The following is a 24,323-nucleotide window of genomic DNA, read 5'->3' on the forward strand; positions in this document are numbered from 1 at the left end:
ATGGAGCCTAGGGTAAGCCTTTGTCGCGCCAGTGTCCAGCCGGGCCGGGGCGGGGGCCGCATTGGCTAGAATCTGCGCACCCGACAACGCAAGCGAGGAAATGCCGTGTGGTATGTGATTGAAGGCTATGACGGCCAGGATGTGCTGGCGCAGCGGCTGCAGGCGCGGCCGGAACACCTGGCGCGCCTGCACGCGCTGCGCGACGAAGGCCGCCTGCTGCTGGCCGGGCCGTGCCCGGCAGTGGACAGCGAGGACCCGGGCCCGGCCGGTTTCAGTGGTTCGGTGGTGATCGCGCAGTTCGAGTCGGTCGTGCAGGCCCAGGCCTGGGCCGATGCCGACCCTTACGTCGCCGCGGGCGTCTACACCCATGTACAGGTGCGTCCGTTCCGCAAGGTCCTGCCGTGAACGCGGAGCGGATCGAGCGGATGCGTGACGCACTGCAACAGGCGCTGGCCCCCAGCGTGCTGGAAATCGAAGACGACAGCCATCGGCATGCCGGCCACGCGGGTGCGAGGGATGGCCGCGGTCACTTCAACCTGCATATCGTCAGCGAACGCTTCGCGGGACTGGGTCCGCTGGCCCGGCATCGCGCTGTCTATGCCGCGCTGGGGGCGATGATGGAGACCGCATCCACGCGCTGTCCATTCGCGCATTGACCCCGTCAGAACAGGGCTGAGCCCTTGTCCCACGCTGTCCTGGCGGGTCCCTCTGCGGGCCTGCCACAGACAGATTTCCATGTCCATTTCAGGACATTCGCCTAACGGACTGTTTACAAGCCCAGATGGAAACGCTTACATTCCGCGCCAATGCTGGTAGGTCCAAGCCGTGGAGGGCGGCTTCGTGAACAAGGCAGCTATCACAATCAAAGACGTCGCACGCGAAGCCCGGGTCTCCGTGGCCACGGTTTCCCGCGCGCTCAACGGGCATGAAAATGTCGCCGAACCGGTCCGCCAGCTTGTGCTGGAGGTGGCCGCACGGCTGCGTTACACCCCGCACGCCGCCGCCCGCAGCCTGAGCAGCCGCCGCACCAATACGGTGGGCGTGGTGCTGCCTGACCTGTACGGCGAATTCTTCTCCGAGCTGATGCGCGGCATCGACAACGTCGCCCGCAACCGCCGCCAGCACCTGCTGGTGTCCAGCTACCACGGTGACCAGGAACAGCAGGGCGCGGCCCTGCGTGCCATGCGCGGCCGCGTCGACGGCCTGCTGGTGCTTTCGCCCTATGCCGAGAGCCCCGGCTTCCTGACCGACAACCTGCCGCAGTCGTTGCCGACGGTGCTGATCAACACCTATCTGCCCGGGCAGGACCACCCGGTGCTGAGCATCGATGACCATGCCGGTGCGATGGCGATGACCCGCCATCTGCTCGATGCCGGTCACTGCCGCATCGCTTTCATTTCTGGCCCGGACCTCAACTTCGACGCGCGCGAGCGCCTGCGCGGCTTCCGTGACGCGCTGGCGGCTTTCGGCAGTGACGCCGAAGGCATCGAGCTGCCCGGTGATTTCGACGAAGCTTCCGGCCATCGCGCCGGTCAGGAGTTGCTGGCAGCCGGAGCGCTGCCCGATGCCGTGTTTGCCGCCAACGACATGATGGCCCTGGGGTGCCTGTATGCCTTCACGCAGGCAGGGGTCCATGTGCCGTCCGATGTCGCCCTGGCGGGTTTCGATGACATTCCACTGGCGCGTTTCGTCCACCCGTCGCTGACCACCATGCAGGTCAGCATCGCCGAGCTCGGCGATCGGGCCATGACGCGCCTGATGCAGTTGATGGACGGCACCTCCACGGATGGGACAGGGGACAAGCAGACCCTGGTTCCCCGCTTGATAGTTCGCGATTCCACCACTCCGCCATCGGGCCGTTGAAGCCAGAGGCGTTCCTTCTTTTTTGATTGATCGCAGGGACCGCGCGAGCGGTCACCGCCACCCGGAGATTGAGTTGATGATGCATACCACCTTCCGCACGCCGGCGCGCCGGCTGCTGAGCACCGCACTGGTCAGCTGCCTGATGCTGGCCGCTGCTCCGAACGTCATGGCGCAGTCGGCCAACGCCAGCCTGCGCGGCCAGGTTGCCGGCGCCCAGGCTGGCTCTGAAGTCACCGCCACCAACGTGGCCACTGGTACCGTCCGTCGCGGCACCGTCCGTGCCGATGGCAGCTACTCGCTGATGGGCCTGGACCCGGGCACCTACGACGTGGTCGCCAACGGCCAGTCGCAGAAGGTCACCGTCACCGTGGCTTCGACCGCCACCCTGAACTTTGCCGGTGCCGCCAGCAGCACGCCGGGTTCGACCGCGGCGACCAACCTGGACACTGTCAACGTCGTCGCGCCGACCCTGCTGCAGGAAGTGCGCACGTCCGAAGTCGGCAAGACCGTCAGCCTGCAGCAGATCCAGACCACCCCGCAGGTCTCGCGCAACTTCCTGGAGTTCGCTGACGCGGTGCCGGGCATGATCTTCACCCGCGACGCCAAGGGCAACACCTCGCTGCGCGGCGGTGCCACCAACTCCGACGGCACCAACGTCTACATCGACGGTGTGGGCCAGAAGAGCTACGTCAAGGGCGGCGGCGTGGCCGGCCAGTCCGGCAGTGCCGGTAACCCGTTCCCGCAGCTGGCCATCGGCGAGTACAAGGTCATCACCGGCAACTACAAGGCCGAGTACGGCCAGGTGTCCAGTGCAGCGGTCACGGCCGCGACCAAGTCGGGTACCAACGAGTTCAAGGGTGAAACCTTCTACCGTTATACCAACGACAGCATGCGCGCGATGACCCCGGCCGAGCGTCAGCCGGGCAAGGGCAAGGAGGATTCTGCCGAGAAGGAATACGGCTTCGCCCTGGGCGGCCCGATCGTCAAGGACAAGGCCCACTTCTTCGTGACCTATGAAGCCAAGCGCTTCGATCTGCCGGTGACCATCGCACCGCATGGTGCGGTGACCAACAAGGCCAACCGCGTCCCGGCTGATGCCCAGGCCGGCCTGGGCCCGGCCAGCCAGCCGTTCCAGCAGGACCTGATCTTCGCCAAGGTCGACTTCGAGCCGACCGACAACGATCGCCTGGAACTGACCTTCCAGGACCGCGATGAAACCCAGCAGCAGTTCTCGGACCAGACCGCGCCGATGCACGGCAAGGAAACCAAGAACACCGACCGTCGTTACGCGCTGCGCTGGAACCACAGCGGTGAGCGTTACTACAACGAGCTGATGGTGACCCACGAGGATTCGTTCAACAATCCCAAGCCGCTGAGCATGGGCAACGGTTTCAACTACACCGCGCCGGACGGCAAGAGCGAGGAGCGCGCCATCGTCTCGATCGGTGGTTCCTCGGCGATGTCGTCGCAGGTAAAGGGCCAGAAGGGCTGGTCGATCGAAGACAACCTGACCCTGGACGGTATCGAGTGGGCTGGCGACCACACCATCAAGATGGGCGCCAAGTACAAGCAGATCGACCTGTACGCCTCCGATGCGGCGCAGATCAATCCGCAGTTCTATTACACCATCGACAACCCGGCCTTCCCTGACAGCATCCCGTACAAGGCGCAGTTCGTGAAGCCGGTCACCGGCGTGTCCGGCGTGTCGGGTGAAGTGCGTTCGAAGGTCAAGCAGATCGGCCTGTTCATCCAGGACGATTGGCAGGTCAACGACCACCTGCAGCTGAACCTCGGCCTGCGTTGGGACTACGAGAAGAACCCGTCCTATCTGGACTTCGTGACCCCGCCGGAAGTGGTCAATGCGCTGTTCGCGCAGGATCCGCGTGCCGCCGCTGGCCAGAGCTACGCCGACACGCTGGCGCTGAGCGGCCTGAACATCAACGATTACATCAGCAACGGCCACAACCGCAAGGCATTCAAGAATGCCTGGCAGCCGCGCCTGGGTTTCTCGTATGACATCAATGCCGACGAGCAGCACGTGATCCACGGTGGTGCCGGCCGTTCCTACGACCGTGACCTGTTCGACTACCTGCAGCTGGAAACCACCAAGCTGGCCCTGCCGCAGCCGACCATCTACTTCCGCAACCCAGCCACCGGCCAGTGCTTCCAGGGCAACGCCGCCTGCTATGACTGGAATCCGAACCTGCTCAACGGTATCGGCAACCTGCAGAGTCTGGTCGGTTCGACCAGCAACGCCGGCCTGGAAGTCGACCTGCTGAACAACAATCTCAAGGTGCCCTACGCTGACCAGTTCAGCCTGGGCATGAGCAACCAGATCGGTGACTGGCTGACCGACGCCACCATCGCGCGCACGCTGACCTACGATGGCTTTGCCTTCACCCTGGGTAACCGCTACCCGACCGGCAACTTCTTCGATGACCCGCGCCTGTGCGGTGGCACCGAGGCCGGCCTGAGCCAGGCGTGGAGCTGCAACGTGCCGGGCTTCGGCAGCCTGATCATCGGCCAGCAGGGCATCAAGACCCGTGCGACCCAGATCCTGTTGTCGGCGCAGAAGCCGTTCACCCAGGAAAGCGGCTGGGGCACCTCCATCGCCTATACCTGGACCACCGCCCGCCACAACCGTGACATCAACGAGCACTACGCGTTCGACCGTGGCGTGATCGGTGACTACCCGACCATCCGCTCCAACGGCGCGCCGCGTCACCGCCTGGTGGTGACCGGTTCGTATGCGGGCTTCTGGGGCATCACCTTCGGTGGCAAGATCACCCTGGCCACCCCGACCGCGATCAACGACTGGTACGGCGTGCCGCAGGCCAATGGCTTCGACCTGCCGACCCCGATGGCGGCGGTTCCGGGTGGCAACGGCAAGTTCCTGCTGGGTGGCAAGATCTTCGGTTATCGCTCGGTCGACCTGCAGGCGACGAAGACGTTCAAGATGCCGGGCGATACCGAGCTGTATGCGCGTATCGACATCATCAACGTGTTCAACTTCGACAATTTCTCGAACTACAACTACTACAAGAATGGCAAGTTGACCGCGAGCTACAACGAGACCGGCGACATCGTCGGTACGCCGCGCCAGGTCAAGGCCGAAGTGGGCTTCCGCTTCTAAGCCCGGATGTAGATGCACGACCCAGATGCCGCCGGTTCGCCGGCGGCATCGATCGCGTGAAAACGGCAATGGCCGGCTCCGTGCCGGTCCATTGCCCACGCCGCTGCCGGCCAGGGGGCAGCGGCGTGGGCAATGATCGCGGTGTCAGGCCACGATGTTCGTGGTTTTTTAAGAACGCACCTTGTAAACGATTTCAGATCATTGGACGTTATGCTTTCCCATCGATCAGACCACCGGAGGAACCGCGCCATGCAGGCACGCCATCTGTTGTCCGCCGCAGCGTTGAGCCTGGCCGTGGCCGCCTGCCAGCCGGCCCAGCAGGAGCCTGCCAAGCCGCGCCCACCGGTGATCCTGATCGAGGCCGACGCACCACCGCGGCCGATGAAACCTGAGCTGCCGCCGCTGTTCGATGACATCGAGCGCCGCACCTTCCAGTTCTTCTGGGACACCACCAACGAGATCAACGGGCTGACCCCGGACCGCTATCCGTCGCGGCCGTTCGCCAGCATCGCCTCGGTTGGGTTCGCACTGACTGCCTATCCGATCGGCATCGAGAACGGCTGGGTCAGCCGCAACCAGGCGATCGACCGCACCCTGACCACGCTGAAGTTCTTCCGCGACGTGCCGATGGGCCCGCAGCGTACCGGCAAGGCCGGCTACAAGGGTTTCTACTACCACTTCCTGGACATGCAGGAAGGTCGTCGCTACGACAGCTGGGTCGAACTGTCCTCGGTGGATACGGCGCTGCTGATGATGGGCGTGCTGTTCGCGCAGTCGTACTACGACGGAGACGATCCGCGCGAGAAGGAGATCCGCCAGATCGCCGACACCCTGTACAAGAAGGTCGACTGGCCCTGGCTGCAGCAGCGTGCGCCGCTGATCTCGATGGGCTGGTTCCCCGAGAGTGGCTTCATCGACCATGACTGGATGGGCTACAACGAGGCGATGATGGTCTACATCCTCGCCCTGGGGTCGCCGACGCACCCGGTCAGCCCGGACGCGTGGACGGTCTGGACGCGTACCTATGACAACGACTGGGGTGTCTACCAGGGCCAGGAATACCTGTCCTTCGGCCCGCTGTTCGGCCACCAGTACAGCCACGTCTGGATCGACTTCCGCGACATCCAGGACGCGTACATGCGCGAGCGCGGCAGCACCTACTTCCTCAACAGCCGCTCGGCCGCGCTGGCCCAGCGCGAATACGCCATCGCCAACCCGATGCAGTGGAAGGATTACGGCGAGAACGTGTGGGGCCTGACCGCCAGCGATGGCCCGCAGAACACCACGCAGGAGTATCGTGGCGAGCAGCGCCAGTTCCGCCATTACTCTTCGCGCGGCGCCGGCCTGCGCGAGAACTTCGATGACGGCACCATCGCGCCGACTGCCGCGATCGCGTCGGTGGTGTTCGCGCCGGAACAGGTGATCCCGGCCACGCTGGAGATGCACAAGCGATACGGCGACTACATCTATTCCAGCTACGGCTTCCTGGATTCGTTCAACCCCAGCTTCAACTACGACATCCCGATCAAGACCGGCCGCGTGGTGCCTGATCGCGGCTGGGTCGCCAGCGACTACATCGCCATCGACCAGGGCCCGATCCTGACCATGATCGCCAACTACCGCAACGACTTCGTCTGGGAAGTGATGAAGAAGAACCCGTACATCCGCAAGGGGTTGGAGCGGGCCGGATTCAGTGGTGGCTGGCTGGCGCCGGAGGGGTCGTTCCAGCCGCTGGAACTGCAGAAAGACGAAAAGGCCGCGGCGGCACGCGCGGTGGGTATCGCCGAATCACGCGCGGCTGCCGCGCAGGAACAGAAGAACAATGCCAACCGCACCACAGGCCAGGGCAAGTAACCCGATGCCGAACTGGATCGACCGCCTGCGCCGCTGGACGCTGCCCGCCCTGGCCGCATTGGCCGTGGCCGGCTGCGCCCGTACCGAACCGGGCACCACTACCGTGCGCTTCTGGGCGATGGGCCGCGAAGCCGAGGTGGTCAGCGAGCTGATCCATGAGTTCGAAGCCGAAAACCCCGGCATCAAGGTGGACGTGCAGAACATCCCGTGGACCGCCGCGCACGAGAAGCTGCTGACCGCGTTCGCCGCCGATGGCCTGCCGGATGTCTGCCAGCTCGGCAACACCTGGGTGCCGGAGTTTGCCGAGCTCGATGCGCTGACCCCGTTGCAGCCGTTCGTCGATCATTCGGCCGTGGTCGATGAGAAGGATTATTTCCAGGGCATCTGGGATACCAACGTGATCCACGGCGAGCTGGTCGGTGTGCCGTGGTATGTCGACACCCGCCTGATCTACTACCGCAAGGACCTGCTGGCCAAGGCCGGCTACGACCACCCACCGCGCACGTGGCAGGAATGGGACGAGCAGATGGCGGCGATCAAGCGCATGCAGGGCCCGAACCGCTATGCGGTGCTGATGCCGATCAACGAATTCGAGCAGCAGCTGTCGCTGGCGCTGCAGCAGCCCGACCCGCTGCTGCGCGACGACGACACCCGCGGCAACTTCGCCAGCCCGGGCTTCCGCCGCACGCTGGCCTTCTACGCCAACATGTTCGAGCAGGGCTGGGCGCCGAAGATGTCCGAGACGCAGATCTCCAACGTCTGGGACGAGTTCTTCCGTGGCTTCAACGTGTTCTACATTTCCGGCCCCTGGAACATCCGCGAGTTCAAGAAGCTGCAGCCCAAGGAACTGGAAGGGCAGTGGGGCACGGCCGCGCTGCCGGGACCGGACGGCCCAGGGGCCGGCATCGCCGGAGGCACCAGCCTGGTGATCTTCCGCAAGTCGCAGCAGAAGGAAGCGTCGTGGAAGCTGATCGAGTTCCTGTCGCGCCCGCAGATCCAGGCACGTTTCCATTCGATCATCGGCGACCTGCCGCCACGTCGCAGCACCTGGAGCGCGCCGTCGCTGGCCAACGATCCACTGGCCGCAGCGTTCCGTGACCAGCTGGAGCGGGTCAAGCCGACGCCGAAGGTGCTCGAATGGGAGCGCATCGTGCAGGAAATGCGCATCGTCACCGAGAAGGTGGTGCGTGGTGGTCTGCCGCAGGACAAGGCCGTCGAAGAACTCGACCAGCGCGTGGACAAGGTGCTGGCCAAGCGCCGCTGGATGCATGAACAACAACGCCTGCAGCAGCGCGTATCGTCGCCGCGATCCAGCAGTGCCGTCGCCGCCGGGAGCGCGCAATGAAACGTACTTCGCTTGCCGGCTGGATCTTCGCCGGCCCCTCGCTGATCGTGCTGGGCGTGTTCTTCGGCCTGCCGGTGGCCTCGGCGCTGGCGCTGAGCGTGACCGACTTCGACCTGTATGCACTGGCCGACAGCAGCAACCTGCGCTTTGTCGGGCTGGGCAACTACATCGACCTGCTGCAGACGCCGATGTTCTGGAAGTCGCTGTGGAATACCACCTACTTCGTGTTGATCGGCGTACCGTTGTCGATCGGCGTGTCGCTGGGCGCAGCGATGCTGCTCAATGCGCCGGCCGCACGCTTCAAGGCACTGTTCCGCACCGCACTGTTCGCGCCGGTGGTGACCACGCTGGTGGCGGTGGCGGTGATCTGGCGCTACCTGTTCCATACCAGCTACGGTCTGGTGAACTACGGGCTGGGCCATCTGGGCATCAGCCCGATCGACTGGCTGGGTGATCCCAACTGGGCGATGCCGACCATCATGCTGTTCGCGGTATGGAAGAACTTCGGCTACAACATGGTGATCTTCCTGGCCGGCCTGCAGGCGATCCCGCATGACCTGTACGAGGCCGCGCGCATCGATGGCGCCTCGCGCTGGAAGCAGTTCCTGCACATCACCCTGCCGATGCTCGGCCCGGTGCTGCTGGTGGTCGGGGTGATTACCGTGTCCGGCTACTTCCAGCTGTTCGCCGAACCGTACGTGATGACCCGCGGCGACCCACTGCAGAGCACCGTCAGCGTGCTGTATTTCATGTTCGAGGAAGGCTTCAAGTGGTGGAACCTGGGACGCGCCTCGGCTGTGGCGTTCCTGCTGTTCCTGATCATCCTGGCGGTGACCACCGTGATGCTGCGTTTCGGCCGCAAGAGGCAGTTGGTATGAGTCGTGAAATCGGCCAGTCGCGCTGGTACCCGTGGATGATCAATGGGGCGTTGCTGGTGCTGGCCCTGGTCAGCCTGGCGCCGCTGCTGTGGATGGTGTCGGTCTCGTTCATGCCGCAGGGCGAGGCCAGCCATTTCCCGCCGCCGCTGCTGCCTTCCAGCGTCACCACGCACAACTACCATGAGCTGTTCGCGCGCACCGGCATGGGCGGCAACTTCGCCAACAGCCTGCTGGTGTCGCTCGGCATCACGGTCGGTTCGCTGCTGCTCAATACCATGGCCGGCTATGCCTTCGCCAAGCTCAACTTCGTCGGCCGCGAGCGCCTGTTCCAGGTGCTGATGGCGGCGCTGGTGATTCCGGCGCAGGTGGCCATGCTGCCGCTGTTCCTGCTGATGAAGCAGCTGGGGCTGGTCAACAGCTTCGGTGGCGTGATCGTGCCGGCGCTGGCCAGCGTGTTCGGCATCTTCCTGGTGCGCCAGTACGCGCGTTCGATTCCGGACGAACTGCTGGAGGCGGCGCGCATCGACGGGGCAGGGGAGCTGCGTATCTTCTTCCAGATCGTGCTGCCGATGCTCAAGCCGGTGCTGGTGACCCTGGCGATCTTCACCTTCATGGGCGCATGGAACGATTTCATGTGGCCGCTGATCGTGTTGACCGACCAGGAGCACTACACTTTGCCGGTGGCGCTGGCCACCCTCTCGCGCGAGCACATCATGGACGTGGAAATGATGATGGCTGGCGCGGTGGTCACCGTGGTCCCGGTGCTGGCGCTGTTCCTGGTGCTGCAGCGGTACTACATCCAAGGTCTGTTGCTGGGGAGCGTCAAGGGATGAAGCGAGCGATCGCCGTTGGACTGGGCCTGTTGTGGACCTCCCTGGCGATCGCCGCACCCCCGGCGCTGCCGGCACCGAAGGTGCTGGACGACTTCGACGACATCGCGGCCTGGAAGTTGGTGCTGTCCGACCAGGTCAGCGGTTCGCTGCGTCCGGTCAGCGGCGCCGGCGGTGGCCGCGCGCTGTGCCTGGACTACGATTTCCACGATGTCTCCGGCTACGTCGGCATCCGTCGTGCGCTGAACATCGAGTACCCGGTCAATTACCGCTTCGGCTTCCAGCTGCGCGGTGATTCGCCGGGCAACGACCTGCAGTTCAAGCTGATCGACGCCAGCGGCGACAACGTCTGGTGGGTCAACCGTCCCGGCTACAGCTTCCCCAGGGCATGGACGCCGGTCGAGTACCGGCGTCGGCAGATTGACAAGGCGTGGGGGCCGTCGCCCGGGAAGGACATGGCGAGCAGCGCCGCCGTCGAATTCACCATCTACAGCAAGGTCGGCGGCCGCGGCACGGTGTGCTTCGACAAGCTGACCCTGCAGGGCCTGCCGCCGCAGGATGATTCGGCGCTGGTGCCGTCGGTGATCGCCGATACCGCCACCGCGCTGCAGGACCGCATGATCGATGGCAAGAGCGATACGTTCTGGATCAGCGGTGGCGTCAAGCAGCAGACCATCAGCCTGGACCTGCACAAGAGCCGCGAGATCGGCGGTGCGGTGATCGACTGGCTGCCGAATCTGGAAGCGCGCCGCTACACCGTGCGTACCTCGGAAGATGGCCGCGACTGGCGCACTGTGCGCGAGGTGACCAGCGGCGCCGGTGGCCGTGACTGGCTGGCGCTGCCGGATACCGATGCACGCTACGTGCGCTTCGATCTGCAGGATGGCCCGAACTGGCGTTACGGCATCCGTGACATCGCACTGAAGCCGCTGGCGTTCGCCGCCACGCCCAATGCCTTCCTGTCCTCGGTGGCCGCCGATCTGCCGCGTGGCTCGCTGCCGCGTGCCTATGTGGGCGAACAGCCGTACTGGACCCTGCTCGGCCTTGATGGCGGCCAGGAACAGGCGCTGATCAGCGAAGATGGCGCGCTGGAGCCGGCCAAGGGCAGCTTCAGCATCGAGCCGTTCATCCGCCTCGATGGCAAGCTGCTGGACTGGTCAAAGGTCGCGATCACCCAGTCGCTGCAGGATCACTACCTGCCGATCGCCAATGTCGACTGGGTGCATGAAAAGGCCGGCCTGGCGGTGACCGGTTTCGTGCAGGGCACACCGGAGCGTGCGCAGCTGATCGGCCGCTACCGGCTGAGCAATCCGGACAAGGTCGCACACGAATACACCCTGGCACTGGCGATCCGGCCGTGGCAGGTCAATCCGCCCACGCAGTTCCTCAATACCGTCGGTGGCTTCAGCCGCATCGATGCACTGGATGTCGGCGAGCAGCTGGTGCGGGTCAACGGCGAGCCGCGCATCTACCCGCTGCAGGTTCCGGATGCGCGCTTTGCCAGCACGTTCGATGGCAAGCTCGATGCGATGCATCTGGCGGACGGCAAGTACCCGGCAGCCACCGCAGTGAAGGACAGCACCGGCATGGCGTCGGGCGCGTTGATCTACACGATCAAGCTCGAGCCCGGCCAGAGCCGCGAGGTGGCGGTGGTACTGCCGCAGACCGGTGGCTGGGCGCCGAAGGCGCTGGACGTGGCCAAGGCGCAGGCGCAGGTGGCCGAGCAGTGGCGGCAGAAGCTGGGCGTGGTCTCGCTGCAGGTGCCCGCTGCGGGCCAGCCGCTGGTCGACACCCTGCGCACGGCAGTCGCGCACATGCTGATCTCGCGCGTCGGGCCGCGCCTGCAGCCGGGCACGCGTTCCTATGCCCGCAGCTGGATCCGCGATGGCGCGATGATTTCCGAGGGCCTGCTGCGCATGGGGCGCAGCGATGCGGTGCGTGACTACATCAACTGGTATGCGCCGTACCAGTTCGAGAACGGCAAGGTGCCGTGCTGCGTCGACGCGCGCGGCAGCGACCCGGTGCCGGAGAACGACAGCCACGGTGAGCTGATCTACAGCATCGCCGAGTACGGGCGCTATACCGGCGACAGCACCTTCACCGAGCTGATGTGGCCGCACGTGCAGGGCGCTTACACCTACATGGAGCAGCTGCGCGCCAGCGAGCGCACCGAAGAGAACCGCGCGCGCAACCCGGCCTTCTACGGGATGATGCCGGCCTCGATCAGCCACGAAGGCTATTCGGCCAAGCCGATGCATTCGTACTGGGACAACTTCTGGGCGCTGCGCGGCTACAAGGACGCGGCGCTGCTTGCGACCCAGCTGGGCAAGGTCGAAGCGATGCAGATCGCTGAATCGCGTGACCAGTTCCGTGATGACCTGCAGGCATCGCTGCTGTCGGCGATGCAGCAGCACACCATCGACTATCTGCCGGGCTCGGCCGAACTGGGCGATTTCGATGCGACCTCGACCACCATCGCGCTGGCGCCGGGCGGCGAGCAGGGCCGACTGCCGCAGCAGGCGCTGGAGGCGACCTTCGAGCGCTACTGGAAGGAGTTCGTGGCCCGTCGCGATGGCAAGCGGGAGTGGAAGGACTACACCCCGTACGAGTGGCGCAACGTGGCCGCTTTCGTGCGCCTGGGCTGGCGTGACCGCGCCTGGCAGGCCACCGAATTCTTCTTCAAGGACCGTGCGCCGCAGGCCTGGAACCAGTGGGCCGAAGTGGTCTCGCGCACCCCGCGCAAGCCGTTCTTCGTCGGCGACCTGCCGCACGCGTGGGTAGCCTCGGATTTCGTGCGTTCGGCGCTGGACATGTTCGCTTACAACCGCGACATGGACGATGCGCTGGTGCTGGCCGCTGGCGTGCCGACCGCGTGGCTGCAGGGCGAGGGCATCGCCGTTCAGGGCCTGCGCACCCCGCAGGGCCAGCTCAACTACCGCCTGCAGCGCAGCGACAAGCAGCTGGTGCTGGAGGTGCAGCCGGGCCTTCTGCCACCGGTCGGTGGCGTGGTGTTGCCGTGGCCGTACGCCGGCGATCCGGGCGAGGCGACCATCAACGGTGAAGCGGCCGAATGGGTCAACAAGGAACTGCACGTGCACCAGCTGCCGGCGCGGGTCGAGATCGATGTACCGGGCGCGGTGCGCCGCGCCGAGCGCAAGGGGCAGTAACGATGAAGCAGCAAGGGGCAGGGGTGCGCACGACCGTGCGTGCCCTGGGGCTGGCAATTGCATTGGCATTGCCGGGTGCGCTGATGGCGGCCGAGCCGGCCACCGCGACAGCGGCTGACGTTGCCTCCGCGCCAGGCATGAGCATGGTCACCTTCAACCTGCATCATGACCGCGAAGACTGGCCGAGCCGGCGCCGCACGATCCTGGCCGAGCTCAAGCGCCTGCAGCCGGATGCGGTTGCCCTGCAGGAGGTGATCCAGCGCCGCAACGTGCGCAACCAGGCGCAGTGGCTGGCAAGCCAGCTCGGCTACAAGTACGTGTTCGTGTCCACCGATCCGGTGGGCGCGCCCAAGCGCTATGGCAATGCACTGCTGACCCGGCGACCGATCCTTGCCCACGGCGATCATCTGCTGCAGCCGTTGGACGACTACCGCACGGTTGCTCACCTGCGCATCGACGTCGACGGCACGCCAGTGAACGTCTACGCCACGCATCTCAACGAGCGCAGTGACGAGAGCGGGCAACGCATCCGCCGCAGCCAGGTCGAGGACCTGCTGCGCTTCATCGCTGCGACGTCGGCTGGTGCTCCGGTGGTGATCGCCGGCGACTTCAATGCACTGGTGGATGCCGGCGACCTGAGCGAGCTGCGCAGCCACTACGGCGACAGCTACGGCAGCGTGCACGTGAACACCGACCTTGCCGGGGTCAGTACGCTCAATCGCCACTACTACCAGGCGCCCTCCCGGATCGACCACATCTTCTTCTAGCAGGACGAGATGGTTGCGCGCGAGGCGAAGATCCTGTTCGACCAGCCCGACGACAGCGGTCGCTGGGCCTCGGACCATTACGGCGTGTGGACCCGCCTGCAGTTCGCGCCGAAACCCTGAGCAAACCTGCTTCGGTAGGTGCCAACCTTGATTGGCACGGACGTATCCGCGTGCGTTGAATCAACGCCGCCGACCAAGGTCGGCAACCACCACGGCACGGCACAAACAGAAACGGCGGGGATCATCGATCCCCGCCGTTTCGTTTCAGGCGATCAAAGATTGATCAGTTCGCCGGCGGCGTGCGCTTGGCGGCCTCTTCATCTTCTTCGTCGGCCTTGGCTTCGGCCGCCTGGGCGGCAGCGTCGGTGTGGCCGTCGGCGACCGGGTCGATCGACGGCGTCACCACCGCTTCGGCGACCGGGGCGGCGGCTTCGACCGGCGCGGCTTCCACCGCCACCGGCGCGACCGGCTGTTCGGCGACCACGACGGGCTCGGCGACCGGCTTGGCTTCAACCACCGGAGCAGCCTCAACGATCTCCGGCTTGGCTTCTACCACCGGAGCGGTTTCGGTAACGGCCGGCTTGGCTTCAGCCACCGGTACAACCTCGACTGCCGCCGGCTTGGCCTCGATCACCGGAGCGACTTCCGCAGCCGGGGCTGCTTCAACCGCGACCGGCTTTGCTTCGACCGCCGGAGCAGCAGCGGCCACCGGCTGCGCCGGGGTTGCTGCGTCGATGGCATCGAGCATGCTGGTCTGCACCGGCGAGGACACCGGCTCTGCCTTGGCTGCGGTTTCGATCGGCGCCGGCACTTCGGCGGTGATCGGTGCGGCAGCCTCGACCACGGCGCTGCTCACCACCGCGACCGGCGCGGCGACAACAGCGGCGGCAGCGCGGGCCGGCTTCTCGGCTTCGACAGCGACCGGTTCGGCTTCGTCATCGAAATCGAACTCCGGCTGCGAACGGGTCGGCTGTGCGGCGGCGGCCGGCGCAGTGCCGGCAGGGTTGTCGATGTTCGGCTCAGCGCCATCGGCGTCATCACCGTCATCACCATCGTCCTGGTCATCACTCAGGGAATCGTTGCCGGCGGCGTTCTCGGCGCCACCGCGACGACGACGACGGCCACCACGACGGCCACGGCGACGGCGGGTCGCGCCTTCGCCTGCCTGCTCGCCATTGGGGTCGGTTGCAGCCTCTTCACCGGCAACCGCAATCACCTCGGCCTCGCTGGCAGCGTTGGCAGCGGTCTCGACCGGTGCTGCGGCGTCCACCGGAGCGGCGGCCAGCGGCACAACCGGCGCAACCGGGGCAGTGGCTTCCTGCGCGGTCACCACATTGGCGGCGACGGCGGTGGCGGCCACGGCTGCTGCCGCGGTCACGGCTTCGGCCGGTGCATCGGCGGCGTTGCGCTGCGGCTTCTCGGCCGGCTTGTCACCGTCCTGCTGCTGCGGACGCGGCTGCTTGGGCTGCTTCAGCTTCGGCTGCTGCTGGTTCTGGCCCTGCTGCTCGTTGCGCGACTTGTTCTGCTGCTGCGGCTGCTGCTGGCCATCCTTCTGCTTGCCCTGCTGCGGCTGCTGCTGGGCATTGCCGTTGTTGCCGTTGCGGCCGTCCTTGTTGCGCTGCTCAGCACGGTCCTTGCGGTTGCCGCCATCCTTCTGCTGCTGCGCGTTGCCGTTTCCACCGTTGCCACGGTTTTCGTCGCGACGGTCCTTGCGGTCCTTGTTGCGATCCTTGTTGCGGTCCTTGCGGCCGCCGTCCTGCTGCTGGCGGGCGGCGGGAGCCGCGGCTGCCGGTGCCGGGGCCGGTTCGCCACCGAACACGCGCTTGAGCCAACCGATCACGCCACCGCTCGGTGCCGCTGCCACCGGCGCTGCGGCGACCGGGGCAGGCGCCGCCTTGGCCGGTTCTGCTTCCTCGCGCACCGGGGCCGGGGAGGTGTGCTTGACCTGGGTCACGGCCGGCGGCGGGATATTCAGCTGGCCCTTGGTCAGGGCGTGCACCGGCAGCTTGCGCGGGGTGCCGCGCTGGTAGCTGGGCTTGCTGCTTTCTTCACCCAGCTCGTTCTCGCGCAGGCGGGTGACGGTGTAGTGCGGGGTGTGCAGCTGCTCGTCGGCGACGATCACGATCGGCGCTTCGTGGCGCTGTTCGATCTCGCGCAGGGCGCTGCGCTTCTCGTTCAGCAGGTAATTGGCGATCTCCACCGGGGCCTGCACCAGCACCTGCCCGGTGTTCTCCTTCATTGCATGCTCTTCGGCAACGCGGATGATCGACAGCGACAGCGACTCGACGCTGCGCATGCGGCCGTGGCCGTCACAACGCGGGCAGACGATCTGGCTGGACTCGCCCAGGCTCGGGCGCAGGCGCTGGCGGCTCATTTCCAGCAGGCCGAAGCGCGAGATGCGGCCGACCTGGACCCGCGCGCGGTCGTACTTCAGCGCGTTGGCCAGGCGGTTCTCGACCTCACGCTGGTGCTTGTTGGAGGCCATGTCGATGAAGTCGATCACCACCAGGCCGCCCAGGTCACGCAGGCGCAGCTGGCGGGCCACTTCCTCGGCCGCTTCCAGGTTGGTCTGGAAGGCGGTGTCCTCGATGTCGCTGCCCTTGGTGGCGCGCGAGGAGTTCACGTCGACGGCGGTCAGCGCTTCGGTCTGGTCGACCACGATCGAGCCGCCCGACGGCAGGCGCACGTTGCGCTCGTAGGCGCCTTCGATCTGCGATTCGATCTGGAAGCGGTTGAACAGCGGGATGTCGTCCTTGTAGTGCTTGAGCTTGCGCAGGGTCTGCGGCATCACCTGCTGCATGAACTCGCGGGCGTGCTCGTACATCTCCTCGGTGTCCACCAGGATCTCGCCGATGTCGGCACGCAGGTAGTCACGCAGGGCGCGCACGATCAGGCGCGATTCCTGGTAGATCAGGAACGGGGCCGGCTTGCTCAGCGCGGCCTCGGCGATGGCGCGCCAGACGTTGAGCAGGTAGTCCAGATCCCACTGCAGCTCTTCCGCATCGCGGCCGACGCCGGCGGTACGGATGATCACGCCCATGTCATCAGGGATATTGAGCTTGTCCAGGGCGTCCTTCAGGGCGGCACGGTCTTCGCCTTCGATGCGACGGGACACGCCGCCAGCGCTGGGCGAGTTCGGCATCAGCACCATGTAGCGGCCGGCCAGCGAGATGAACGTGGTCAGGGCAGCGCCCTTGTTGCCACGCTCTTCCTTGTCGACTTGGACGACGATCTCCTGGCCTTCCTTCAGCAGCTCGCGGATGCCGGCCTTGTTGTGGTCGACGCCGGCCTGGAAGTAGTCGCGGGAGATTTCCTTCAGCGGCAGGAAGCCATGGCGGCCACCACCGTATTCGACGAAGGCCGCTTCCAGCGAGGGCTCGATACGGAAGATCCGGCCCTTGTAGATGTTGGACTTCTTCTGTTCCTTCGACGGCTGTTCGATGTCGATGTCATACAACGACTGGCCATCCACGATGGCAACACGCAGCTCTTCAGCCTGCGTGGCGTTGATCAGCATTCGCTTCATTGTTGCGTTCCTCGCAAGCGGCTACCGCGCGGAACGCCATGGGGTTTCGCCTCTGGACACGGTTCGCCGCCCATTCGCGCAAGCGCGGGGAGGGCGGCTTGGGTTTCCAGCGCTACGACACCACGGCAGGCCGCGGGAGCGCTTCACTCTTATGGGTTTTGGGGTGTTACAGGCCGCAGGCAGCTGTCAGCCAGGCTGGAGCGCCACGCGGGACATGTTCAGCACGGTTGCGTGTCAGGCATCCGGCGATGGCCGGGAAGGCCGGTGAGCCGCTAACATGGCCGCCCCGCGGGCGGTGGTCGCGCACTGTGCCGGATTCGTCGGAAGCTGGGCTTCTGGCCCTGAGTAACTTCCAACGAAATCAATCCCTTATCTCGCCCCCCGAGTGTAACAGAATAAACAGCCTGATGACCGCCCAAGACCCGACCAAACCCGCTGGCGACAAGCCTTCCGTGCGCATGATCACCGTTCCCGCCGACCGCGCCGGCCAGCGCCTGGACAACTTCCTGCTTGGCCAGCTGAAGGGCGCCCCGCGCAGCCTGGTCTACAAGCTGGTGCGCAGCGGCCAGGTACGGGTGAATGGCGGCCGTGCCAAGGCCGAACGCAAGCTGGAGGCGGGTGACGAGGTGCGTGTGCCGCCGGTCCGTCTCAGTGAAGAGGGAGACAAGGCCGGTCCTCCGGAGGCGTTCATGCGCCGCCTGGAGCAGGCCATCGTCTTCGAGGACGCTCGCCTGCTGGCCCTGAACAAGCCCACCGGGGTGGCCAGCCACGGTGGCAGCGGCATCAGCTTCGGCGCCATCGAGACCCTGCGCGCGCTGCGCCCGGGGCAGACCCTGGAACTGGTCCACCGGCTGGACCGCGACACCTCGGGCCTGCTGATCGTGGCCAAGAAGCGCTCGGCGCTGAGCGAACTGCAGGCCCTGCTGCGTGAAGACCACGGTGCCGGCATCCGCAAGCGCTACCTGACCCTGCTGGCCGGGCGCATGCCCGACGGCGTGATGACGGTCGATGCGCCGCTGCATGTCGGCCTGCGCCAGGGTGGCGAGCGCCATGTGCAGGTCAACGCGATCGGCAAGGAATCGATCAGCCACTTCCGGGTGCTGGAGCGCCGCGGCGGCCATTCCTACTGCGAAGTGCGCATCGAGACCGGCCGGACCCACCAGATCCGCGTGCATGCCCAGCACCTGGGGCATCCCGTGGCCGGTGACGACAAATACGGCGATCCTGCGGTCAACAAGCGGCTTCGTGATCAGATCGGGCTGAAACGACTGTTCCTGCACGCGGCGTCGCTGGAGTTCGCACTGGACGACGGCAAGAGCCCGTATGTGCTGAACGCGCCGCTGGCGGATGAGCTGGTCGAGGCGCTGGACCGGCTGAAGTAACCCCTTCGGGGCTGACCGGGCAACCGGCGCAGCCCCTCGCGGCTGGCGTTCAACGTGGGATTCCGGTTTTGGTCGGTCCGGATGGGTTGGCGGGGGACGCCGCAAACCCACCTCGCTCGGCCCAACCCCGGAATCTCGCTCCGCCAGCCGCGAGGGGGCTCAGCCCGTTGGCCGGGAACCCCTCACCACTTGAACAGCACCAGGCTGATCGCCAGCGTGCCCATGCCGGCCACCAGCCCGTACACGGTTTCGTGGCCCTTGGCGTAGCGCTTGGCCGCAGGCAGCAGTTCGTCCAGCGCCAGGAACACCATCACGCCGGCGATCAGTCCGAACACCCAGCCAAACGTGGCGTGCGACAGCGATCCTGACAGCAGCCAGTAGCCCAGCGCCGCGCCCACCGGCTCGGCCAGGCCGGACAGCAGGCTGGCACTGAACGCATAGAACTTGTTCTGGGTGGCGAAGTACACCGGCACCGCGATTGCGATGCCCTCGGGAATATTGTGGATGGCGATGGCGAAGGCCAGCGGCATGCCCACCGACGGGCTTTCCAGCGTAGCGAAGAAGGTCGCCAACCCTTCCGGGAAATTGTGCGCGGTGATCGCGATCGAGGTCAGCAGCGCGACGCGCTTCAGGTACTCGCGGCTGTTCTCGCGGAATGCGGGATCCTGCTTGTCCAGGCTGTCATGCGGGTTGGGAATGAAGTGGTCGATCAGCACGATGACGATCACGCCCAGCAGAAAGGCCAGGGTGCCGTAGGTGAAGCCGGTGCGCTCGCCATAGGCCAGTGCGAACGAGGCAATGGACTTGTTGAGGATTTCCGACAGCGAGACGTAGACCATCGCGCCGCCAGCGAAGGCCAGGCCGAAGGCCAGCAGGCGCGGGTTGGGGCGGCGCGAGAACAGCACCAACAGGCTGCCGATCGCGGTGGCAAGGCCGGCCGCGAGGGTGACCGCCAGCGCGATCCAGATGTTTTCGGGGGGAATCTGCAGCATCTACCGACGCGGTCCTGGTCAACAGACAACCGCCCCGGTCAGGGCCGGGGCGGCGAGGGCGAGGCGGGCGTCGGCGGGCCTCGTCGGGGTACCGGCGATCAGCCGCCGCGACGCAGGCGTTCTTCGATGGCGAAGCACTGGTCCGGCTTCGGCTGCGGCGGGTTGAAGCTGACCGGCACCTGGATGGTGGCCGGCACCGGCTGGCCGTTGCGGGTGGCGGCATTGAACTGCCAGCCCTGAACGGCGGTCTTGGCCAGTTCATCCAGCTGCGGGTTGCCGGCGCCGGTGAGCAGCGCAACCTCGCTCGGCTTGCCGTCGGTGCCGATGGTCACCTTGAAGGTGCTGGTGCCGCCCACGCCCATGCAGGCCAGTTCAAGCGGGTACTGCGGCGGCGGCGTCTTCACCGCTGCGACTTCGGTCGGCGCGGGCGGTGGTGGTGCCGGCGGCTCGGACGCGCCACAGCCGGCCAGGCCGGTCGCAGCGATCAGGGACAGGCTCAGCAAACGTACGTTCATGGCAGTTGCTCCGTCAGGGCCGAAGTCTTTGCAGCGCAGATGAAGTCGTTCTCGCTCAGGCCGCCCACGTCGTGGGTGGAAAAGCGCACGACCGCTCGGTCGTAATGCACGCCCAGGTCCGGATGGTGGTCCTCGTGGTGGGCAATCCAGGCCAGCGCGTTCACGAAGGCCATGGTGGCGTAGTAATCCTTGAAGCGGAAGGTGCGCGTCAGGGCCTGCCCGCCCTCGCTCAGCTCCCAGCCGGGAATCTGCGGCAGCAGTTCGGCCAGGCGGGCCTCGCCCAGCTTGTGGTCGCTGCCCTTGCGCGGCACGCAACGGGCCTGGGCCAGCGGAATCAGGTCGGCCATCGGAATCTCCACCTCGTGTTGACTGAACAATGCGCCGGACGGTGTATAAACCGTATGAGCGGCTGACGCTTACTTGGCTAGAATAGCCTGATGATCCAGATCTCCGACACTGCCCAGACCCATTTCCGCAAGCTGATCGAACGCGAGGGCGTGCCCGGCATGGGCGTGCGCCTCAGCGCGGTCGATCCCGGTACTCCGCGCGCTGACGCCCGGCTGGAGTTCGCCGAGCCGGCCGACCTGCTTGGCGACGAGTGGGCGGTGGACTGCGATGGCTTCACTCTCTACGTCGACGCGAGCAGTGTCGGCTGGCTCGACGGTGCCGAGATCGATATCGTCGCCGGCAGCGCCGGTACCCAGCAGCTGACCATCAAGGCGCCGCGCATCAAGGGTGAAGCACCCGGCGATGCCGCCTCGCTGGTCGAGCGCGTGCACTGGGTTGTGGAGAATGAAATCAACCCGCAGCTGGCCTCGCATGGCGGCAAGGTGGCCGTGCAGGAAGTCTCGGCCGAAGGCGTGGTGCTGCTTCGCTTCGGTGGTGGCTGCCAGGGCTGCGGCATGGCCGACGTGACCCTCAAGCAGGGCATTGAAAAGACCCTGATGGGCCGCGTGCCGGGCGTGACCGCCGTCCGCGACGCGACCGACCACGACAGTGGCCACGCGCCGTATATCCCTCGCGGCAACGCCGCCTGATCGCTGACGCGTGCCTCTGACCCGGGCCGAGCAATTCATCGACCTGCTGCTGGCCCGCCAGCAGCCCAGGGCCGTCCTCGAGAAGACCACGCGCCTGCCGTATGGCTGGGCGCTGTGGCTGCGCTCGCTGGGTCCGTTGCCGCGGCCGCTGCACGCCAGCGAGTTGATCGCGGTGCTGTTGCCGCGCCCGCTGCCGGGGCCTCCGGGGCAGCTGCCCCGGTTGTCGCCGTGGCAGGCGGTGCGTCGTCTGTTCTGGCAGGACTGGGATGCCGCGCCGCGCGACCAGCGCTGGATGCGCTGGATCTCGGCATTGGCCAGTGCGCTGCTGCATCTGCTGTTCTTCATGCTGCTGCTATGGGTAGCAGTGATCCGCACCACGGCACCGGAAGAAGAAGGCGCCGAAGGCCAGCGCGTGCAGGTGGAGTTCGTCGGTCGCGCCACCCAGGAAGGCGGCGGCGATCAGCCAGGTGCCGAAGCGGCGGCGGCTGCACCGCCGGGGCAGGTTGCAGCTGGCCAGGACGCAGGGGCCGCAACGGCGCCTGAGCCGCGCCCGGCGTCCGCGTCGGCAGCGGCGTCTGCATTCGCTCCGGCGGTGACGGCTAGCGTGCCACCGCCACCCGCCGAATCCGAGCCGGCGCCCGTCGCGGCACCGCCACCGTCACCGGTGCAGGCCACTGAAGTAGCCGAGGCCAGTACGGATTTCGTGGTGCCACCGGTCAGCGTGCCGCGCACGGAGGTCAGCATCGTGCCGCGCGACACCACGCCGACGGTGCGCGAGCGCAGCGTGCAGCCGGTGCAGGCGCCACCCACCCCGGCTCCGGTACGCACGCCTGAAGTCGCGGTGCGTGCGCCGTCGTTGCGTGACATCCAGGTACAGGAGCGCGAAGTCAGTACGGTCGATGCACCGGCGGTATCGCAACCGCTGCGCACGGCCGATGTGCAGGTCCGTGTGCCGCAGCGCGACGTGCAGGTGCGCGAGCGCGAAGTGCAGGCCGTGGTCGATCCGCAGGTGCGGATGGCTGCTGTGGCCGGGCGCGAGCCGACCGTGCGTGCGCCTGCCGGCCGTGACGTGCAGGTACGCGAGCGAGAAGTTGCGTCGGCACCCGCGGCGGCGCCCTCAACGTCCAGCGGCAGCGCGCCAGCGGCAACGGCGGCGCCTGCGGCCGGCACTGCAAGCCAGGCCAGCAGCAGCACGCCACGGTCGTCCGCCTCCAGCACGACACCGGCCCAGGCCGGCGCGCGTCCGGCTCCCAACCCGGGCAACTGGGCCACGCCTGCCAAGGGCGACGACTGGGGCGCGTCGAGCCGCAACCACGACGGCGCCAGCAGGGGTGCAAGCCAGGCCAGTGTGGCCGGCAAGGGCAATGGCCTGTTCAATGCCGATGGCAGCGTGCGCGTGCCGGGGCAGCAGGGTGACGGTCACGCCGAGCGTGGCGCCCCCGGCGGCGCCAATGATGGCTGGAGCAAGGAGCGCATCGCGCAGTCCGGCACCTGGTTGAAGCGGCCACCGTACGATTACACGCCGACCTCGTTCGACAAGTACTGGGTGCCGCAGGAATCACTGCTGGCCGAATGGGTGCGCAAGGGCATCAAGTCGATGGAGATTCCGTTGCCGGGCACCGGTACGAAGATCTCCTGTGTAATCTCGATCCTGCAGGCGGGTGGAGGCTGTGGCCTTACCAATCCGAACATGCAGGACCAGCCGGCCGTGGCACGGCCGCCGCCGGACATTCCCTTCAAGAAAGAGCTGCAGGAAGACAACGGCAGCCGCTAGCGGCTGCCGTTGTCCACGCATGTTCCCTATCCCCGCGCCGTTGGCGCGCCCCCTTGAACAACAAGGGGGCTTTTCGCTGGACCCACCGCGGGATGTGGCGGTCGTGCTGGCGTGCTTTGGTGGGTGCCAACCTTGGTTGGCGCAGAAGCGCCGACCAAGGTCGGCCTCTACCAGGGCGTTGCGCTTACGCGCTCTGCGACAGGAACACCCAGAACGGCACATCGCGGCCGACCCAGTCACGGCTGGCCTCATCCATCACATCCAGCAGGGTGTCGAAGTCCTTCTGGGTGGCGGCACGCAGTGCATCCACGTCGGCCAGGAACAGCGCGTAGCCGTTGGCCGGCAGCCATTGCAGGTCGCGCAGGTTGTCCGACAGCGCATCCCAGTTGCCGCCGAAGCCCGCCGGGAAATCCAGCTGCGCCGCCAGCCGTGCCAGCAGGGTGCGCTTGTCGGCCACGCCTTCCAGATCGATGCGGATCACCTTCAGGCCGGCGTCGCGCATCGCGGCGGCCAATGCGCTGATGTCGTCGCTGTCGATGGCGTAGACGCCAGCGTTGTTGATGTCATGCAGGCCGAGGCCGAAATCGTCATGGCTCATCACTGCGCTCCCTGGGCCGGTACGGTGAAGCTGCGGAATGATTCGTAGTGGTCGTCGGTGTAGTACCACGCCTCCGCCGGATCACCGCCGGTGACGATGCGGCGCGTGCCACGGGTGCGTGCGCCGGGGGTGTCCACGGTGTATTCGCGGTAGTAACCGCGCGGGCGCTGCGGCAGCTGTTGTTCGCGGTTGCCGAAGGTACTGCCGTCCTGGCGGTGCGGGAACGGCCCGCCGCGCTGGATCAGGGCGATGGTCTGCCGGGCTTCGGCGGGCAGGAAGGCGGGCAGGCCACTGTCATTGCCTGCGCCGGCAGCGGCCGGCGCACGCGCGGCGGGTGTGCCCTGCAGTTCCGGTGCGAACTGTGGCGCCGGAGGGCGCTGCATGAAATGGTTGACGACCAGGCCGAGCAGCAGCAGGGCGATGGCGGTGATCAGCAGCCGGGGGTTGCGCATGGGCAGGGGCGGGCAGGGGTGGTGGCAGGCACTGTAGCGCTCCTGCGCTGCACGGTGCATGAGGAGCGCGGTGCGTCACCGGTGCGTAACAATTGCCGTCGTGCTCACTGGCAGGACGCAATTTCCTTTACATCCCCCTTGGTAATCTGGCGGTCTGTCCCCATCATTCACCGCGCAACGCCCGACACCGTCGGGTGCCCTCGCAATCAG

17 protein-coding genes and 2 pseudogenes are annotated in these 24,323 nt (G+C 66.5%); 13 read left to right on the forward strand and 6 right to left on the reverse strand.

What is annotated here, in order from left to right; genetic code table 11:
* Window positions 1-105 precede the first annotated feature (105 nt).
* From AASM09_RS07710 to AASM09_RS07755, 10 genes and pseudogenes are all read left to right on the forward strand, one after another.
* The gene (locus tag AASM09_RS07710) at window positions 106-405 is read left to right on the forward strand and encodes a YciI family protein (protein ID WP_049430587.1); all 300 of its coding nucleotides are present in this window, start codon (window positions 106-108) and stop codon (window positions 403-405) included.
* Between the two features lie 20 nt (window positions 406-425).
* Window positions 426-676, forward strand: a pseudogene (locus AASM09_RS07715) (BolA family protein).
* Between the two features lie 149 nt (window positions 677-825).
* A complete protein-coding gene (locus tag AASM09_RS07720) occupies window positions 826-1,863 on the forward strand; it encodes a LacI family DNA-binding transcriptional regulator (protein WP_049430591.1) in 1,038 nt (345 codons plus the stop codon).
* A gap of 76 nt (window positions 1,864-1,939) precedes the next feature.
* Window positions 1,940-4,996, forward strand: a complete 3,057-nt coding sequence (locus AASM09_RS07725) for a TonB-dependent receptor (protein WP_049430593.1) — start codon at window positions 1,940-1,942, stop codon at window positions 4,994-4,996.
* A gap of 249 nt (window positions 4,997-5,245) precedes the next feature.
* Window positions 5,246-6,850 (forward strand): glucoamylase family protein, encoded by a 1,605-nt coding sequence (locus tag AASM09_RS07730; protein ID WP_049430595.1) that lies wholly within the window; start codon window positions 5,246-5,248, stop codon window positions 6,848-6,850.
* A gap of 4 nt (window positions 6,851-6,854) precedes the next feature.
* On the forward strand, window positions 6,855-8,195 hold the full coding sequence (locus AASM09_RS07735; protein WP_049430597.1) for a sugar ABC transporter substrate-binding protein: 1,341 nt from the start codon (window positions 6,855-6,857) through the stop codon (window positions 8,193-8,195).
* Window positions 8,192-9,073 (forward strand): carbohydrate ABC transporter permease, encoded by an 882-nt coding sequence (locus tag AASM09_RS07740; protein WP_005410323.1) that lies wholly within the window; start codon window positions 8,192-8,194, stop codon window positions 9,071-9,073. Before AASM09_RS07735 ends, AASM09_RS07740 begins: the two co-directional genes overlap by 4 nt.
* The gene (locus AASM09_RS07745; protein ID WP_049430599.1) at window positions 9,070-9,906 is read left to right on the forward strand and encodes a carbohydrate ABC transporter permease; all 837 of its coding nucleotides are present in this window, start codon (window positions 9,070-9,072) and stop codon (window positions 9,904-9,906) included. Before AASM09_RS07740 ends, AASM09_RS07745 begins: the two co-directional genes overlap by 4 nt.
* The gene (locus AASM09_RS07750) at window positions 9,903-13,070 is read left to right on the forward strand and encodes a discoidin domain-containing protein (protein ID WP_049430601.1); all 3,168 of its coding nucleotides are present in this window, start codon (window positions 9,903-9,905) and stop codon (window positions 13,068-13,070) included. Before AASM09_RS07745 ends, AASM09_RS07750 begins: the two co-directional genes overlap by 4 nt.
* 2 nt (window positions 13,071-13,072) lie before the next feature.
* Window positions 13,073-13,957 (forward strand): annotated as a pseudogene (locus AASM09_RS07755) (endonuclease/exonuclease/phosphatase family protein).
* A gap of 163 nt (window positions 13,958-14,120) precedes the next feature.
* Here AASM09_RS07755 and AASM09_RS07760 read toward each other — a convergent pair.
* The gene (locus AASM09_RS07760) at window positions 14,121-17,363 is read right to left on the reverse strand and encodes an Rne/Rng family ribonuclease (protein WP_100443796.1); all 3,243 of its coding nucleotides are present in this window, start codon (window positions 17,361-17,363) and stop codon (window positions 14,121-14,123) included.
* A 407-nt stretch (window positions 17,364-17,770) separates the two neighbouring features.
* Here AASM09_RS07760 and AASM09_RS07765 point away from each other — a divergent pair, with 407 nt between their 5' ends.
* Window positions 17,771-18,745, forward strand: a complete 975-nt coding sequence (locus AASM09_RS07765) for an RluA family pseudouridine synthase (RefSeq protein ID WP_049429104.1) — start codon at window positions 17,771-17,773, stop codon at window positions 18,743-18,745.
* Window positions 18,746-18,927: 182 nt separating this feature from the next.
* Here the strand turns inward: AASM09_RS07765 and zupT are convergent, their stop codons facing one another.
* The 3 genes from zupT to AASM09_RS07780 form a co-directional block, all read right to left on the reverse strand.
* On the reverse strand, window positions 18,928-19,737 hold the full coding sequence (gene zupT / locus AASM09_RS07770) for a zinc transporter ZupT (protein WP_014037815.1): 810 nt from the start codon (window positions 19,735-19,737) through the stop codon (window positions 18,928-18,930).
* Between the two features lie 98 nt (window positions 19,738-19,835).
* Entirely contained in the window at window positions 19,836-20,252 is a 417-nt protein-coding gene (locus AASM09_RS07775; protein WP_049429105.1) for an energy transducer TonB, read from the reverse strand.
* On the reverse strand, window positions 20,249-20,599 hold the full coding sequence (locus AASM09_RS07780; protein WP_049429106.1) for a 4a-hydroxytetrahydrobiopterin dehydratase: 351 nt from the start codon (window positions 20,597-20,599) through the stop codon (window positions 20,249-20,251). Before AASM09_RS07780 ends, AASM09_RS07775 begins: the two co-directional genes overlap by 4 nt.
* A 90-nt stretch (window positions 20,600-20,689) precedes the next feature.
* Here AASM09_RS07780 and AASM09_RS07785 point away from each other — a divergent pair, with 90 nt between their 5' ends.
* Both AASM09_RS07785 and AASM09_RS07790 read left to right on the forward strand, forming a co-directional pair.
* Window positions 20,690-21,289 carry an NfuA family Fe-S biogenesis protein gene (locus AASM09_RS07785; protein ID WP_049429107.1) on the forward strand — a complete coding sequence of 200 codons (600 nt, stop codon included), beginning with the start codon at window positions 20,690-20,692 and terminating at the stop codon, window positions 21,287-21,289.
* Between the two features lie 10 nt (window positions 21,290-21,299).
* Window positions 21,300-23,063, forward strand: a complete 1,764-nt coding sequence (locus tag AASM09_RS07790) for a hypothetical protein (RefSeq protein WP_049429108.1) — start codon at window positions 21,300-21,302, stop codon at window positions 23,061-23,063.
* 184 nt (window positions 23,064-23,247) lie between these two features.
* On the opposite strand, the gene AASM09_RS07795 is transcribed toward AASM09_RS07790, so the two are convergent.
* Complete coding sequence (locus tag AASM09_RS07795; RefSeq protein ID WP_049429109.1) at window positions 23,248-23,661, reverse strand: barstar family protein; 414 nt, start codon at window positions 23,659-23,661, stop codon at window positions 23,248-23,250.
* Window positions 23,661-24,113: a ribonuclease domain-containing protein gene (locus AASM09_RS07800; protein ID WP_049429119.1), complete on the reverse strand. Its 453-nt coding sequence runs from the start codon at window positions 24,111-24,113 to the stop codon at window positions 23,661-23,663. Before AASM09_RS07800 ends, AASM09_RS07795 begins: the two co-directional genes overlap by 1 nt.
* Between the last annotated feature and the right edge of the window lie 210 nt (window positions 24,114-24,323).

Source organism: Stenotrophomonas maltophilia (assembly GCF_039555535.1).
Lineage (GTDB): Bacteria > Pseudomonadota > Gammaproteobacteria > Xanthomonadales > Xanthomonadaceae > Stenotrophomonas > Stenotrophomonas maltophilia_Q.